The sequence below is a fragment of the Streptomyces sp. ITFR-16 genome (assembly GCF_031844705.1).
Lineage (GTDB): Bacteria > Actinomycetota > Actinomycetes > Streptomycetales > Streptomycetaceae > Streptomyces.
This window is the reverse complement of the sequence record NZ_CP134609.1, coordinates 5,685,204-5,700,607: the sequence shown is the minus strand read 5'-3', so window position 1 is coordinate 5,700,607 and position 15,404 is coordinate 5,685,204. Positions and strand designations below refer to the sequence as shown.

Sequence of the window (15,404 nt, the reverse complement as noted above, 5' to 3'; positions counted from 1 at the left end):
CACGGACAAGGGATTACGTGACATGACCGCAGTTCCCCAGGACACCGGCCGGGCCGATGCCCGCCGCAACCGTACGAAGGTGCTCGCCGCCGCCTCGCGGGCGTTCGACGCGCACGGACTGGAGGTCTCCCTCGGCGAGATCGCGCGACAGGCGGGGGTCGGCGCCGGCACCGTGTACCGGCACTTCCCCAGCAAGGAGATCCTGCTGGAGGCGGTGCTCGTCCAGCAGGTCGACGCACTGGTGGACGCGGCCGGGCGCTGGGCGGCCCGCACGCAACCCGTCGCGGCGTTCTTCGGCTTCCTCCTGGAGGTCGTCGACTCGTCCCACGGGCGCACCCACGCGTGCGACGCCCTGGCCGCGCAGACGAGCTGGCCGAGGCCGGTCCTGGCGGCGTCGGTCCGGCGGTTCCGCCGGGCCCTCGGCGAACTGCTCGGCGCGGCCCAGCGGGCCGGCGGGGTCCGCGCCGACGTGAGTACGGACGATGTCGCCGCGCTCACCGTCGGGTGCGCGACGATGTGGGCCGCCCACCACGACCCCCACCGCGGCACACGCATGGTGCGGCTGGCGCTGGAGAGCCTGCGGACGCCGCCACGCGTCACGCAAGGGCGAGGCTTTCGTGACGCTCCGGGCGCCCCTCTCGCCGTGTCGCAGTGCGAGGAGTGCGGGACGGGGTTCGAGGCCCGGCCCACCGGCCGCCCGGCGCGCTACTGCGGAGCGACCTGCCGCCAGCGCGCGCGTCGCCGGCGGCTGGGCACGATCCGAGACGCGGGGAGCCGGGACGCGAGGCCCGAGACGTGAAAGCGTGAGGACGTACCGATGTGGAGCCGGGGGTGGCACGGTGAGCGCGGGCAGGCGCAGTCGCGGAGTGCTCGCGGTGGTGGGGACGGCGGCCGACGGGGCCGGGTCCCTGCGCACCGGCCTGGTCGAGCCGGCCATGGCGCTCGGCTGGCGGGTGGCCGTGACGCTGACCCCGAACGCGGGCCGCTGGCTGCGGGCGAACGGCGAGCTGGACCGCCTGGAGGCGCTGACCGGCCTGCCCGTACGGGACACGCCCCGCCTCCCGGCCGAACCGCGCCCCCACCCCGTGCCCGACTGCTGTGTCGTCGCCCCGGCGACCGCGAACTACGTGGCCAAGCTGGCGACGGGCATCGCGGACAGCCAGGCCCTGACCCTGGTGGGCGAGGCGCTGGGCACGATCGGGGTCCCGGTCGTCCTGTTCCCCCGCGTCAACGCGGCGCACGCCCGGCATCCGGCGTGGCCGGGGCACATCGCGACGTTGCGCACGGCAGGCGCCCATCTGGTGTACGGCCCCGAGGTGTGGCCGCTGCACGAACCGCGCGAGGCCGGCGAGTCCCTGGCCCCGCCGTGGCAGGCGATCCTCGCGGCCGTACAGCAGGCACGCGACGGCCGGTGACCGCCGCGCGGCCGACGGCTCCGCGCCCGGGGCTCAGGGCTCACTCGTCGAGCAGCCGCCGGCAGAGACGGATAAAGGCGTCCGATGCCTCGTAGGCCTTTCCCTTCGCGTCCCACAACGAGGTGCTGCCGAGCGGGGGTTCATGCAGGGAAGGGATGTACTCGCCCTCGTCGACGGCATGGGTGAGAACCAGCACATTGCTGAACTGGTACACCGCCCCGACCAACTCCATGGCCGCAGCCTCGGCGCTCTCCGGCCCTTCGAGCGCCACCAGGCTCTCGGCCTCGTCGAGGGTGTGCACCATCTCGTCGAACTGCCCGATGAGCGCCCCGGCCTCCGGCAGCTCGTCCTCATAGGCGTCCAGCGCCTTGCCCCCGACCCGCATGGCCTCGGACACCTTGCTCAGCAGATGGCTGTAGGCCCCTCGCCGCTCCGTACGCCGCCAGTGCTCGTGCTGCCCCCGCCGCTGATCCCTGCCGGTCAGCCGCGCGGCCCCCAGAGTCCCGGCGACCCCGATCGCCCCGCCGAGCGCCGCCCCGAGGAGCCCCGCAATGCCTTGATCCATCGCCCCATTACACCCGAACTCGGCACACTTCACGCCGAGTTGCCCCAAGACAAAACCCAGGATCCCGGCTCACCGCCGGCGCCCTGGGCCTCTGCCGCACACGACTACGGGCTGCTCACCGCCCGCACACTCACACGCTCTCGACGAACCGAACCGACCAGGCGTACCCACTCAAGGTGTCATGAGGCACCCGCCGAACCTCCCGGACCTGGCATCCGTCGTGCGCGTACTTGTGGGCGAACCGATCGAGACGCTGGGCGTCGGTGAGCTCTTCCATGGACAGCGGCGCGCCGATGACAAGATCCTCGTGAAGAACTCCCGAATCGGGCGCGGCCCCGTCGACACAGACGGGACAATGATGCGTTCTGGGTAGGGCCATACCCCCAGTGTGCGCCCGTCCGGCCCCCACCGATCACGACGCCGGCGCCCGCACGACCCTGAACCGCCCCTGCGGGAGCCCGATCCCGTCTCCTGTTACGGGAGGGGCCTCGCCGGATCGGCCCCGGGCACACCGTGGACTCCATGCGTCCTCGATCGTGGAAAAGGCCCCCCGGTCCGTGTGGACCAGGAGGCCGATTCAGGCTCTCACCTGCAACTGCCTACGGTGGGCGCGGACGGTTTCGAACCGCCGACATCTGCTTTGTAAGAGCAGCGCTCTACCCCTGAGCTACGCACCCGTGGATGAGGGAACAGGTTACATGGCTCACGGCGCACGTCGACAATCGGTTACCCGGCGGGCCGGCCGCCGGTGCGAGGGTTCCGCCGGGCCCCGCCCCGCCGCCGGGAGGAGGCGGGCGCGACTCCTACGGGGGATATCCCCACCCCCAAGACGGTAGCCGTCCGGATCGTCGGGGGCCCGGGGTGCTGCATACCGTGGGGCACATCCGTAGCAGGGCAGGCAGGGCTGTACAGCCAGGGGGACTTGATCATCATGACCATGCGTATCCGCACCAGCGCCCTCGTGGCCGCCGGGGGCACCGTTCTGCTCGTTGCCGCGCTCAGTGGGTGCGGGACCACCGATGTGGAGGACGCGCCCGTCGAGCACAAGGCGTTCGCGTACAGCGGGAAGGCGCTCACCATCGATGCGGAGAACTCCACCGTGGAGGTCGTGCCCGCCGATGTGAAGGACGTGGAGGTGACCCGGCGGGTCGACGGGTGGGTGGTGCTCGGGAGCGGGCCCGATCCCGTGTGGAAACTGGAGGGGGACACCCTCACGCTCCGGGTGAAGTGCAAGGCGATGATCAGTGACTGCGAGGCGCGGCACCAGGTGAAGGTGCCGCGGGGGCTCGCGCTGACCGTGGACGCGGGGAACGGGAAGGTCACCGCCTCCGGGTTCGACACCGCGCTCAAGCTCTACTCGGACAACGGCGGGGTCGTCGTGCGCGATGTCAGCGGGCCCCTGGAGCTGAAGAGCGACAACGGGTCCGTCCGGGCCGAGCGGATCTCGGGCTCGTCCGTCGTCGCCCGGTCGGACAACGGGGCGGTGGACCTCGACTTCAGCCGGGTGCCGGATCTCGTGGACACCGTCAGCGACAACGGGAGCGTGACGATCGACCTGCCGGCGGGCACGAGCCGGTACGCCGTGTCCGCGTCCGCCGACAACGGGGACGTCTCCGTGAGCGTCCCCCGCAGCGACGACAGCCCGCACACCGTGAAGGCCCGCAGCGACAACGGGGAAGTCACCGTGCGAAGCGCGAACTAACCGGCCCGTGTGTTCGTCCTTACCTGGTGGGAGAATGTACCGGGCAGGGCGAAACGGCACGGGAGAGGGATGTGACGGCGACACACGCGAAGCCGCAGGCGAGAGCGGGTGGGAGTTCCGCCGTCAGAGCTGTTGGAGAGGTCCCCGTCGGGCGCGGCAGCGGTGTGCTCGGGCTGATGGTGCTGCCGGTGGTCCTGTTCGCCGCCGTGCTGCCCGGCGCCGTCGCCGGCGGCGGTACGCGGCGCTGGTTCGGCGGGCGCGGGGAAGGGCAGCGGGCCGAGGCGCAGGCCGCCAAGGACGCCGCCGCCGAGGCCTTCTACGAGCTCGACACCGCCCAGCGCGATCTGAAGATCTCGATCGAGACGATCACCGCGGTGGACAGCTCGCCGGCCGCCCGCAAGGCCGTCGCCGACTTCGCCGCCCTCGGGCAGCGCATCGACGAGGCCAGTCACGCCTACATCACCGCCGTCGACGCGCATGACCTCGACCGGGACGATCTCGAACCCGCCGTCGCCTCACGCGCCCGGACCGAGCTGTCCTCCGCCAAGGACCAGCTGGTCCGCCTCAAGGGCGACCTCGAACGCTTCGCGTCCGGGCTCGGGCCGCTGCTCGGCAGCGCCGAGACCCAGCTCGCCCGGCTCGCCCCCGCCGTGGAGCGGGCGCGGCAGGCACTCCTCGCCGCGAGCAACGCTCTCGACGCGGTGCGGGCGTCCGGACTGCGGGCGGACGATCTCGCCGCCCGGCTCGCCGCCCTCGCCCCCGAGCTGACCAAGCTCAACCAGGGCGCCGGGCAGCACGGCGTGGCCGAGACCCTCCAGCGTGCCGACCAGGTGCTGCGGGACGCCGAAGCCGTGCGGGCCGAGGCGGCGCAGCTGCCCGAGCGGGCCGCCGAGATCGACCGCCGGCTGGTGTCGCTGCGGACCCGCGCGCAGGCGCTGACCACCCGCTCCGCCTCCGTTGAGCCAGTGCTCAGCGAGCTGCGGCGCCGGTTCTCCGCCGCGTGCTGGCAGGACCTCCAGCCCGTACCCGAGCAGGCGGCCGTCAATGTCCGGCAGGCCGAGGAGAAGATCAAGGAGGCGTCGAAGGCGCGCGACGAGCAGCGCTGGGCCGACGCCACCTCCCGGCTGAGCACGGTACGGGCCCTGCTCAACGCCACGGACGAGGCGGTGTCCGCCGCCGGTGACCGGCTCCAGCGGCTGGACGCGGTCGCCAAGGACCCGCAGCAGGAGATCCAGCGGACCCGGTTCGCCATCCGTGACGCCCAGCGGCTGGCCATGGCCGGGCGCCACACGCCCGAGCCGCGCCACGCCCGGCCGCTCGACGACGCGGTGGCCCGGCTCGACCAGGCCATCACCGGGCTCGAAGGCCGCCACCCCGACTACTGGCACTTCCTGACCGTGACCGAAGGTGTCCGGCAGACGGCGGCGCGTGTCGTCTCCGAGATCCGTGAGGAGCGCGGCGCCGGGGCCGGCGCCTGACCGCCCCGTCGGGCCGGGGGCGGGGGGCGCCTTGGTGTGCGCACCGGCCCGCCCCGGGTGATCCTGGTGGTAGCGGCAGGCGAAGGAGGGCCCCATGGCCACGCACTCACTGCGTCCCACCCACCCCCCCCCCCCCCCCGCACTCCACCCGTTCCCCCCGCACCCGGCGGCCCGGCCTGCACCGCAAGGTCGCCCGCTTCGACGATCAGCTCCCGGTCGACCACCGGCTCAGCCGCGTCTACCGCGTCGGCGCCGGGCTGATGGGGCTGGTACTGCTCGTCTTCGGCATCCTGGGGCTGATCGACCGGATCGGCTTCTTCGACACCGGCGGTGACACCGTCGCGGGCCTGAGCACCAACGGCGCGCTGGGCGTGCTGTCGATCTGCGTCGGGCTGCTGCTGTTCGCCGGCATGGTGATCGGCGGCAACATCGCCTCGACGCTCAACATGGTGCTGGGCGTCGTCTTCGTCCTCAGCGGCTTCGTCAATCTCGCCCTGCTGGACACCGGGCTCAACTTCCTCGCCTTCCGGATGCAGAACGTGCTGTTCAGCTTCGTGGTCGGGCTGATGCTGATGATGTTCGGGATGTATGGGCGGGTCAGCGGCGGGCTCCCCCACGACAACCCGTACTGGCGGGCCCGCCACCCCGAGGAGGCCGAGCACGAGCAGCGCCTCGCCCGGCGCCGGGCGGTCGAGGAGATGCCGGTCGTACGGAGGGACGGCACGGGCCAGGGGCTCTCCGGCGGATCAGGAGCGGCGGCCCCGACCCTGATACGCCGGACAGGTCCTGGCGGATAGCCTGGGGCCATGCCTCGTTACGAGTACCGCTGCCGCTCCTGCGGAGACACCTTCGAGCTCAGCCGTCCGATGGCCGAGTCCTCCGACCCCGCCTCCTGCCCCGCCGGGCACGAGGACACCGTGAAGCTGCTCTCCGCCGTGGCCGTGGGCGGCTCGGCCGGGTCCGCGCCCGCTCCGTCGGCCGGTGGCGGCGGGGGCGGCTGCTGCGGCGGTGGCTGCTGCGGCTGACCCGTTCCCGGGTAAGCCGGGAAACCGGCAACCCGGGAGGGACCGCTACCGCTTGCGCGACAGCGTCAGGCCGTCCGCCACCGTGAGCAGCACGCTGTCCATCCTCGGGTCGGCGGACACATGGTCGTTGAACGCCTTGATGGCCGCCGCCCCGCCGGTCGCGTGCGGGTCGGTCACACCGCCGTGGAAGAGCACGTTGTCCGTGGCGACGACACCGCCCCGACGCATCCGGGGCACCAGCTCCTCCCAGTACGCGATGTAGCCGCCCTTGTCCGCGTCGAGGTAGGCGAAGTCGATGTGCGGCTCCTCGGGCATCGCCCGCAGGGTGTCGAGGGCGGGGGCGATCCGCAGGTCGATCCGGTCGGCCACGCCTGCCTTCGCCCATGCCTCACGGCCGTACGCCGTCCACTCCTCCGAGACGTCGCACGCGATCAGCCGTCCGTCCTCGGGCAGGGCCTGGGCCATCGCCAGGGCGGAGAACCCGGTGAAGGTCCCGATCTCCACGATGTGCCGGGCGCCGGTCAGCCGTACGAGGAAGGCGAGCAGCGGGCCCTGCTCCTCGGCGGACTGCATGCCGGCGTGGTCGGGCAGCCGGGCGTAGGTGGTCTCGACGAGCTCGCGCTGCACCGCGTCCAGCGGCGGATTGTGCGCCAGCATGTACACGTACAGCTCGTCCGTGATCTTGGTGCTGTTTCCCTTGGTCACCGCACAACTCCCTGGTCGGTCGGCCGGTCGCTCCCCGGGTGTGCGGGAACGGCGTGACTTTAGTCGTCGGCTCCCGTCCGTACGAGCGGATCGCGCGGCGCGTCGGGAGCCCGGCCGGTTTCAGGCGGCCCGGGGCAGGCCCGCCGCCGTCCGGAGGAACTGCCGCAGGATCTCCTCGCCCGCCGCCACCCCGCGCTCGGCGGTCGCCGTCACATGCGGGGCGTTCCAGCCGGCGTCGGCCAGTTCGCCGTGGCCCGGGCGCCAGCCGCGGTCGGCGCAGAGCAGCAGGTCGGCGTCCAGGAGCGAGTCGCCGGCGGCCAGGGTGAGCGTGGCGCCGGTGCGGCGGGCGACCTCGCGCACGGCCGCGCTCTTGGTGAGCGGGCGGGGTACGACGTAGATCTTGCGGCCCTGGAGCGAGACGGTCCAGCCGCGCGGGCCGGCCCACTCGGCGAGTTCCTTCGTCCAGTCCGGGGGCAGTTGGGCCCGGTCGACGACGAGGTAGGCGAAGAGGTCCTCGGCGACCCGCTCCTTGAGCAGCCAGGCGGGGTCGGCGGCGGAGACGAGGTGGGCGCGGACCTCGTCGAGCGAGGCGCACTCCTCGGCCAGCCGGCCGGCCACGGTGCGCTGCCAGTCCCGGTCGGACTCGCCGTCGACCAGGATGTGGCCGCCGTTGGCGCAGATCGCGAACGCGGCCCCGGGGCCCGGGAGATGAATGCGGTGGTACTGCTCGCGGGTGCGGGTGGTGGTCGGTACGAAGACCGCGGAGGCGGAGCTCGTCAGCTCGGCCAGCAGTGCGGCCGCCGTCTCCGTGACGTACGAGAGCGGCTTGTGGTCGTACACCTCGACGCACAGCAGCCGGGGCGCCTGCGTGTCCGGCACGGTGAGCTGGAGGGCGGCCGCCGAGTAGATGAGGGTGCGGTCGAGGTCGCTGGCGACGAGGGTCACGGGCGCGGTCACTGGGACTCCACCGCCCGGCCGTCGGCGCCGGTCGCCCCGCGCGTGTACTTCGGGTGGATCAACCCGACGCAGGTGTAAGGGAGTTCGTCGACCTCCTCGACCGGGACGCCGCGCTGTTCCGCGAGCAGCCTGATGTGTTCGAGGTCCGCTCCGGCGCCGCGCTTGGCGAGGATCTTCCACGGGACGCGGCGCAGCAGGACGCGGGTCGTCTCCCCGACGCCCGGCTTGACGAGGTTCACGTCGTGGATGCCGTACTCCTCGCTGATGCGCTCGACGGCGGCCCAGCCCTCCCAGGTCGGGGCGCGGTCGGCGGTCAGCAGCTCCTTGACCTCGGCGTCCACGGCGTCGGTGACCTCGGCGAAGCGGTCGGTGACGGTGTCCAGGAAGTGGCCGGAGACATCGGAACCGGCGAGCTCGCGGTAGAACTTCGCGCCGTGGAAGTCGTCCGGTCCGACGAGGTCGGCGCGCAGGACCGTACGGGAGATGAGCCCGGACACCGTGGAGTTGAGGCAGGCGGAGGGGATGAGGAAGTCCTCGCGGGTGCCGTACGTGCGGACGCAGCCGCCCGGGTCGGCCAGGACGGCGATCTCCGGGTCGAAGCCCTCCGTACCGTCGGCGGCCTCGAACTCGGCGATGGCCGCGGCGAGTTCGCGGGTGATGGCGCCCTTGCCCGTCCAGCCGTCGACGAAGACGATGTCGGCGGGGTTGTGGTGGGCGGCCAGCCAGCGCAGGGCGTTGGCGTCGATGCCCCGGCCGCGCACGATCGAGACGGCGTAGTGCGGCAGGTCGGTGCCGTGCCTCAGGCGGGCCCAGCGGCGCATCAGCACGCCGACGGGGGTGCCGGCCCGGGCGAGCGAGACCAGCACCGGGCGCGGGCCGCGCTCGGCGAGGACCGTCTCGGTGACCGTGCCGACGGCGCGGGCGATGCGGGCGGCGGAGAGGTCCAGGGCCGCCTTGAACAGGTCCTGGTACTGCTCGGAGGGCTGGTACTCCACGGGCAGCGACTCGGCGTAGTGCGCGCCACCGCTCTGTATCGCCTCCTCGCGCTCCTCGGTGGGCGCCTCCAGCTGGGTGTCCGAGAGGTCCTGGAGCAGCCAGCCGACCTCGTCGGGCGCGTAGGAGGAGAAGGCGGGGCCGCGGAGGGGCTCGGGCAGCATGGGGGCTTCTTCCTGCCGGTCGGAGGCGGAGGAGAGTGCGCGGGAGTGCGCGGCGGGCGCGGGCGGGGCTGCGCTCGGCGGTATGTACGAGGGGACGACCGCGAGCAGGACGTGGGCCGTGTGCGCGCCGAGCTGTTCCAGCAGGCCGCCGGGGCCGTGCAGGGCGGGCGTGTCGGCGGTGGAGTCGACGACGAGGACCACGGCGCCGAAGCCCGCGCCCGCGACGTTGTACGCGTAGCGGTCGCCGGGGCCGTCGGCCGGGTCGTCGTGGGCCGGGAAGACCAGCCGGGTGCGTATCGCGTAGCCCGGGTCGTCCACGGCGAGGACCGGGGAGCGCGTCGTGGTGGAGTAGCGGATCTCGGCGCCGGTGCGCTCCTCCAGGGCGGTGCCCAGGCGCAGCGGGGCGTACATCAGCTCCTCGAAGCCGAGGACCAGCACCCGGCGGGGGTGGTCGCCCAGCGCGCGGGCGATGCGGTCCGCCATGGCGGGGAGCGCGGGCTCCAGGAGCGCGCGATGGGCGGGTGTGAAGCCGTGCCGGCCGCCGTCGGGCACGCCGGCGGGCCACCGGAGGTCGATGCGGGTGCGCAGGGCGGTGGAGGGGGCGGCCGGGCGGGGCTCCGCCGCCTGCTCCGCCTCCTGTGCCGCCACCAGGGCCTGGCCCTTGTCCAGGACGCCGTCCGGGAGGCCGACCGTGCCGGCGTTCCTGGCGATGAGGTCGACCCGGGCGCCGATCTCGTCGGCAAACCCGGCGAGCCGTCCGCGGTCGTCCGGCGAGCGCATGTCCGCGAGGGCCACGATGACGTACCGCTTGCGCGGGTAGCGCTCGTGCAGGGCGCGAATGGTGTTCAGGACGGTGTTGCCGGTGGAGAACTCGTCGTCGACGAGCACCAGCGTCGCATCCGGACCGTCGGCCGCCAGCAGCTCCGGATCCTCCGGGAGCAGCAGGTGCGAGGTGGCGTGCGAGTGGGACTCCTCGAAGCCGCCCGCCCGTGCCACGCCGGCCACCGGGCGCCTGGTCGAGTGGAGGTAGGGCGCCTGGCCGAGCCCGTCGGCGACCGCGTGGCCGAGGCCGGTGGCGGTCTCCGCGTAACCGAGCACGACCGCCCGCCGGGCCTCCTCGTCGCCCAGAAGCTCACGCACCCGCAGGCCGAGCTCGAAGCCGGCGCCGTAGACCACGGAGGGGCGCTGCGGCACATGCTTGCCCAGCACGTTGGACACGAGCAGATGTGCCCGCTTGGGGTTGCGGCGCAGGGCGAGGCCCAGCAGCTCACGCAGCTCCTCGCCGCCCACCAGCTCGACGCCCAGTCGCTCCGCCACCCAGCTACCCGACCACACCACGTTCGCTGTCTCTTTCCGTCGCCCTGTCACGCGCCCGACCGCCGGGCCGCGCCGTCCTGCTCAGGCGCCCCGTCGCCGGGGCGCGTCGTCCGATCCGCACACGCCGGTGCGCGGCGGTGTCCCTCTACGGGAACCCGCGCACCGGCACCGCTCATTCCGCGAGGCTCGCCGCCAGCAGGTCCACGAAGCCGATGTCCTCCCGCGCCACCCCGAAGACCTCGGCCCGCCGCAGTGTGCGCTCGGCCCAGGCACGGTGCGGCTTCACCTCGTTCATCTTGTTCGTGTACGAGGAACGCATCACCCCGCCACCGCCGCGCTCCGGCCGCAGGATGTCCTGCGCGTCGCTGAACTCCTCGTGACTGACCACCGACAGCGCGTGCACGGGCGCCACGTGCGAGGGGTGGATGCAGGTCTTGCCCTGGAGGCCGTTGGCCCGGTCGAGCTCGATCTCGCGCAGCAGGCCGTCGAGGTCGTGCTCGATCAGAGCCGTACGCAGTTCCTCCGCCCGGCCCTCCTGGAAGGGGCTGCGGCGCAGCTGTGGCTTGAACATGCGCTCCTGGAGCCTGAAGTACTCCCACACCGGGCCGGTGACCGTGAAGCCCGTGCCGTCCGCCCGGCCGAGCACGTTGACCACGTCGGCGATGACGTCGCTGACGATCCGCACGTCGTAGGCGGTCATGTCGGGGGCCCGGCGCAGCCCGTACGCGGAGCAGAAGTCGGTGACGCCGAGGCGGAGCGCGAGGACCCGGTCACGGTAGGTGCCGACCGTGTCGGCGATCTTGCGGAGCGCCTCGTGCCGCGTCTCCAGGTACAGCAGCTCGGGGGACTCCAGGACGGGCATGGCGAAGAGCCGCCTGCCGCCGATGGTCTCGGCCTTGGTGAGGGCCTCCATGAACGGCACGCCACGCTCTTGCGTGAACTTGGGAAGTACAAAACCGGACAACAATTGGGAGGATGCGCCGAGCCGCTGCGTCAGGTCCGTGATCTGACGGGGCTCGCGGACCCGGATGAACAGCAGCGGCAGCTCCTCGCCGCGCCCGGCGAGATCGGCGAACTGGGCGACGAGATTCTCCTCGGCGCCGGCCACCTCGGAGTCGTCGATCGAGTCCTCCAGGCACAGCACCATCGAGACGACGCCGCGCCGGGACTGCTTGATCACGTCGTCCGCGAGCCGGGGCCTGGTGGCGGGGCTGTAGAGCGTGGCACCCAGGGCGACGGCGAGGGTCGGGGCCGGGGAGTCGGCGTCGAAGACGCACGGTTCACGGAAGAACAGGTCGTCCCTCGCGGTAGCCGCGATATGCCCGAAATGACGCATATGGTTCCCCCCGTACTACCTGACCGACCGGACAACGTGTGGCCGGTAATAGTACGTACGGACGGGTGTCGGCAGTTCCCTCGCCTCGTGAATTCCGGGTAACCCACCCCTTTCGCGAGGGTTTCGAAGGGGGCGGACGGGGTGATTCCGCCTGTTCGCCAGGACACGGCCGGCGACCCCGCGTTGTCCGCACGGGGCGCCAGCAGGCAGGATGACCGGCATGACGCACGCGATGGTGAAAGGCTCGAACGTCCCTCTCGACGCCATGGCCGTACGGGCCGTGCTGCGCTGGACCCCGGGTACCGGGGTGCCCGATGTGGACGCCTCGGCCCTGCTGCTCGGCGCCGGCGGCCGCGTGCGCTCCGACGAGGACTTCGTCTTCTACAACCAGCCCCGCCACCCCTCCGGGCTGGTGCGCCGGCTGCCGAAGCGGAGCCTGCCCGAGGGGCTGACGGACACCATCGAGGCCGATCTGAACGCCCTCGACCCCTCGGTCGACCAGGTGGTCATCGCCGCGTCCTCCGACGGTGCCGCCTTCGAGCACGTCCGCGATCTGCGCATCCTGCTCTACGACGCCGCCGCCGCGGGGGGCGAGCCGCTCGCCGTCTTCGACGTACGGGCGGAGACGGGCGAGGAGACCGCGATCATCTGCGGCGAGCTGTACCGCCGCGGGGACGGCTGGAAGTTCCGGGCCGTCGGCCAGGGCTATCCGACCGGGCTCGTCGGCCTCGCGACCGCCTTCGGCATCTCCGTCGACGAGGCGGAGGCCGCCGCCGAGCCCGAGCCCGCACCGGCTCCGGCCGCCCCGCCCGCACCCGACTTCCCGCCGGCCCCGGCGCCCGCCCCGGACTCGCAGGCCACCGTGCTGCACCAGCAGCCCTCGTACGGCTATCCGCAGCCCGCCGCGGCCCCGGCCGCACCCGCCGCCTACGGCTACCCCCAGCCGGCCTCCGCAGGGCCCGCCTACGGCTATCCGCAGCCCGCGGCGGCCGCCGCACCCGCCCCGGACCCGAATTTCGTGCTGCCCCCGCAGGGACCGCAGTTCATACGCCCCTGAGCGCACCCCCTCAGGCGCGGGACTTGTAGCCCCGCCCCCACTGCATGCCGTAGCCGTACAGCCGGTCCAGCTCCGACTGGAAGCCGTACACGAACTTCACCTCGCGCCGGACGATCAGCTCGCCCTTGACGTTCTCCACCGTGAACACGGCGCACGAGCGGGCCTGCGGGGCCCGCTCGTCCAGCTCGATCTCGATGCGCGGCCCGTTGCCCGGGTAGAGCGTCACCTTGGCGTGCGTACGGTCGAAGGCCGGCGTCTGGTCGTAGATGTAGACGAAGAACAGCAGCCGCTTGATCTGCTCGCGCTGGTCGAGGTTGACGTAGACGGTCTCCCCGGACGGCGCCCCGAAGCGGTCGTCGCCGCTGAGCCTGATGTAGGGCGGTCCGTTCAGATCGCCGATCAGGTTGCCCAGCGGCTGCACGACGCCCTTGGTGCCGTCCGCCAGCTCGTACATGCAGCCCAGGTCCAGGTCCACGTTGACCACGCCCTGGGTGTGCGCCTGAACGACGTCGGGCTGGAAGAGCTTGAAGGGCCGCAGCAGCCGGCCGCTCTGGCTCGACCGGCCCTCGATGTCCGAGGTGCGCATCCGCCAGGACAGGTTGACCCGCAGATTGCCGGTCAGCGCTCCCTGCTTGGTGAGCGAGACCGTGGCGTGCCGCCGGGAGAGCACGATGGAGTTGGTGGCCGCGTTGCCCGACTCGAACTGCGCTTCCCGCCCCGGCCACAGGCTGTTCCAGAACGCCATCCCCAACCCCTCTACCTGTCGTCCTGCCACCCCGCCGCATGCGGCACACGCGACGCACACGCCACTGCGGGGCGGCTCCGGGCCGGAGCCGGGTGTTCCCCGGATCCGCTGCCGCACGAGCCGCCCCGCAGAGAGCGTTCCTCAATCCCTACCGGGTCACACCCCGGCGGAGACCTCAGCTTTTCCCTTGCCCTCCTCGGCTTCCAGCGCCTTGTTGCGCCGGACCGAGGACCAGAAGGACCAGGCGATCAGGATGACACCGACGAGGCCGGTGATGATCTCGTTGATCTCGTACTGGATGGTGACGAGCAGGATGACGGCCAGCGCGCCGATCGCGTAGTGCGCGCCGTGCTCCAGGTAGACGTAGTCGTCCAGGGTGCCCTGGCGGACCAGGTAGACCGTGAGCGAACGGACGTACATGGCGCCGATGCCGAGGCCGAGCGCCATGAGCACGATCTCGTTGGTGATGGCGAAGGCGCCGATGACACCGTCGAACGAGAAGGACGCGTCGAGCACCTCGAGGTAGAGGAACATGAAGAACGCGGCCTTGCCGGAGAGAGCGACCGCGGAGAGCTTCTTGCCGGTCCGCTTGGCCTCTTCCTCCTCCTCGTGCTCGCGTTCCTCCTCCTCTTCGAGCTTGTTCTCGAAGTAGCCGGAGAGACCGCCGACGATGAGGTACGTGATCAGACCCGCGATGCCCGCGAGCAGGACGGTCTCCGCCTTGTCCGCGTGACCGCCGCCGTGCTGGTGGGCCGAGCCGGCGAACGTGAGCGCCGAGATCAGCAGGACGATCAGCGCGATGCAGACCGACAGCATGTCGACCTTGCCGAGCTTGGCCAGCGGACGCTCGATCCAGCGCAGCCACTGGATGTCCCGGTCCTCGAAAATGAAGTCGAGGAAGATCATGAGCAGGAACATGCCACCGAAGGCGGCGATCGCCGGGTGGGCGTCGGTGACCAGTTCCTTGTAGCGGTCCGGGTCGTTGAAGGAAAGATCAACGGCCTCGATCGGACCCAGCTTGGCGGTGATGGCGACGATCACGACGGGGAATACCAGCCGCATACCGAAGACCGCGATGAGCACACCGATCGTGAGGAAGATCTTCTGCCAGAAGGCACTCATCTTCTTCAGGATTCCGGCGTTGACCACCGCATTGTCGAACGACAGCGAGATCTCCAGGACGGAAAGGATCGCGACGACGCCGAACGCTTCCCACCCCCCGTAGAACCACGCTGCGACCAGGCCGATCGCGGTGATCGCGAACGACCAGCCGAAGGTTTTCAGAAGCACTGGCTACCCCATCATGTATGTAACGGGTCTCCCCCGAAGAGCACGGGGCTCCCCCGCGCCGTGCGCGGCTTTACGAAACGTTGACCCCGAAGTCTAGAGCGATGCCGCGCAGTCCCGACGCGTACCCCTGTCCTACTGCACGGAACTTCCACTCGCCGTTGTAGCGGTAGAGCTCGCCGAAGATCATCGCGGTCTCCGTCGAGGCGTCCTCGGACAGGTCGTAACGCGCGAGTTCCTGGCCGTCCGCCTGATTGACGACCCGGATAAAGGCGTTGCTGACCTGGCCGAACGTCTGTCCGCGATTGTCGGCCTCATGGATCGAGACCGGAAAGACGATCTTGTCGCAGTGCGCCGGGACCTGGGTGAGGTTCACGATGACCGACTCGTCGTCGCCCTCGCCCTCACCCGTGAGGTTGTCACCGGTGTGCTCCACGGAACCGTCGGGGCTCGTGAGGTTGTTGTAGAACACGAACCACTCGTCACCGAGCACTCGGCCCGACTGGCACAGCAGGGCGCTGGCGTCGAGGTCGAAGTCGGCGCCGGTCGTGGAGCGTGCGTCCCAGCCGAGCCCGATCAGCACCTGGGTGAGATTGGGTGCGGCCTTGGAGAGGGAGACATTGCCTCCCTTGGCGAGCGTGACGCCCATGCTGTGTCC

15 protein-coding genes and 1 tRNA gene are annotated in these 15,404 nt (G+C 71.7%); 7 read left to right on the top strand and 9 right to left on the bottom strand.

Translation table 11 applies throughout. The features are described 5' to 3' along the window. The first annotated feature begins 22 nt into the window (after nucleotides 1–22). Together RLT58_RS25190 and RLT58_RS25185 are read left to right on the top strand one after the other, a co-directional pair. Entirely contained in the window at nucleotides 23–799 is a 777-nt protein-coding gene (locus RLT58_RS25190) for a TetR/AcrR family transcriptional regulator (RefSeq protein ID WP_311312634.1), read from the top strand. Nucleotides 800–839: 40 nt separating this feature from the next. Continuing rightward, complete coding sequence (locus tag RLT58_RS25185; protein WP_311312633.1) at nucleotides 840–1,415, top strand: flavoprotein; 576 nt, start codon at nucleotides 840–842, stop codon at nucleotides 1,413–1,415. A gap of 40 nt (nucleotides 1,416–1,455) precedes the next feature. Here the strand turns inward: RLT58_RS25185 and RLT58_RS25180 are convergent, their stop codons facing one another. Then, nucleotides 1,456–1,980, bottom strand: coding sequence for a hypothetical protein (locus RLT58_RS25180; protein WP_311312632.1), 525 nt, complete (start codon nucleotides 1,978–1,980; stop codon nucleotides 1,456–1,458). A 605-nt stretch (nucleotides 1,981–2,585) separates the two neighbouring features. After that, nucleotides 2,586–2,657 (bottom strand) — tRNA-Val (locus RLT58_RS25175). 254 nt (nucleotides 2,658–2,911) lie between these two features. On the opposite strand from RLT58_RS25175, the gene RLT58_RS25170 reads away from it, so the two are divergent. The 4 genes from RLT58_RS25170 to RLT58_RS25155 all read left to right on the top strand — a co-directional run bounded on the left by RLT58_RS25170 (nucleotide 2,912) and on the right by RLT58_RS25155 (nucleotide 6,185). Then, nucleotides 2,912–3,682, top strand: coding sequence for a DUF4097 family beta strand repeat-containing protein (locus RLT58_RS25170; RefSeq protein WP_311312631.1), 771 nt, complete (start codon nucleotides 2,912–2,914; stop codon nucleotides 3,680–3,682). 71 nt (nucleotides 3,683–3,753) lie between these two features. Then, nucleotides 3,754–5,160, top strand: coding sequence for a hypothetical protein (locus tag RLT58_RS25165; RefSeq protein ID WP_311312630.1), 1,407 nt, complete (start codon nucleotides 3,754–3,756; stop codon nucleotides 5,158–5,160). 176 nt (nucleotides 5,161–5,336) lie between these two features. Then, nucleotides 5,337–5,957 (top strand): DUF4383 domain-containing protein, encoded by a 621-nt coding sequence (locus RLT58_RS25160; protein ID WP_311314639.1) that lies wholly within the window; start codon nucleotides 5,337–5,339, stop codon nucleotides 5,955–5,957. A 9-nt stretch (nucleotides 5,958–5,966) separates the two neighbouring features. Beyond that, complete coding sequence (locus tag RLT58_RS25155; protein WP_311312629.1) at nucleotides 5,967–6,185, top strand: FmdB family zinc ribbon protein; 219 nt, start codon at nucleotides 5,967–5,969, stop codon at nucleotides 6,183–6,185. A 45-nt stretch (nucleotides 6,186–6,230) separates the two neighbouring features. Here RLT58_RS25155 and RLT58_RS25150 read toward each other — a convergent pair whose 3' ends face one another. From RLT58_RS25150 to RLT58_RS25135, 4 genes are all read right to left on the bottom strand, one after another. Next, a complete protein-coding gene (locus RLT58_RS25150) occupies nucleotides 6,231–6,890 on the bottom strand; it encodes an O-methyltransferase (RefSeq protein WP_311312628.1) in 660 nt (219 codons plus the stop codon). A gap of 120 nt (nucleotides 6,891–7,010) precedes the next feature. After that, nucleotides 7,011–7,847, bottom strand: a complete 837-nt coding sequence (locus RLT58_RS25145; RefSeq protein WP_311312627.1) for an HAD family hydrolase — start codon at nucleotides 7,845–7,847, stop codon at nucleotides 7,011–7,013. After that, entirely contained in the window at nucleotides 7,844–10,372 is a 2,529-nt protein-coding gene (locus tag RLT58_RS25140) for a phosphoribosyltransferase (protein WP_311312626.1), read from the bottom strand. The genes RLT58_RS25145 and RLT58_RS25140 overlap by 4 nt, the downstream gene beginning before the upstream one ends. Before the next feature lie 121 nt (nucleotides 10,373–10,493). After that, nucleotides 10,494–11,657: an HpcH/HpaI aldolase/citrate lyase family protein gene (locus RLT58_RS25135; protein ID WP_311312625.1), complete on the bottom strand. Its 1,164-nt coding sequence runs from the start codon at nucleotides 11,655–11,657 to the stop codon at nucleotides 10,494–10,496. Nucleotides 11,658–11,877: 220 nt separating this feature from the next. On the opposite strand from RLT58_RS25135, the gene RLT58_RS25130 reads away from it, so the two are divergent. Continuing rightward, a complete protein-coding gene (locus tag RLT58_RS25130; RefSeq protein WP_311312624.1) occupies nucleotides 11,878–12,714 on the top strand; it encodes a TerD family protein in 837 nt (278 codons plus the stop codon). Nucleotides 12,715–12,724: 10 nt separating this feature from the next. On the opposite strand, the gene RLT58_RS25125 is transcribed toward RLT58_RS25130, so the two are convergent. The 3 genes from RLT58_RS25125 to RLT58_RS25115 form a co-directional block, all read right to left on the bottom strand. After that, complete coding sequence (locus RLT58_RS25125) at nucleotides 12,725–13,459, bottom strand: TerD family protein (RefSeq protein WP_311312623.1); 735 nt, start codon at nucleotides 13,457–13,459, stop codon at nucleotides 12,725–12,727. 156 nt (nucleotides 13,460–13,615) lie between these two features. After that, nucleotides 13,616–14,749 (bottom strand): DUF475 domain-containing protein, encoded by a 1,134-nt coding sequence (locus tag RLT58_RS25120; RefSeq protein ID WP_311312622.1) that lies wholly within the window; start codon nucleotides 14,747–14,749, stop codon nucleotides 13,616–13,618. A gap of 70 nt (nucleotides 14,750–14,819) precedes the next feature. Next, nucleotides 14,820–15,395, bottom strand: a complete 576-nt coding sequence (locus RLT58_RS25115) for a TerD family protein (protein ID WP_311312621.1) — start codon at nucleotides 15,393–15,395, stop codon at nucleotides 14,820–14,822. Nucleotides 15,396–15,404 lie beyond the last annotated feature (9 nt).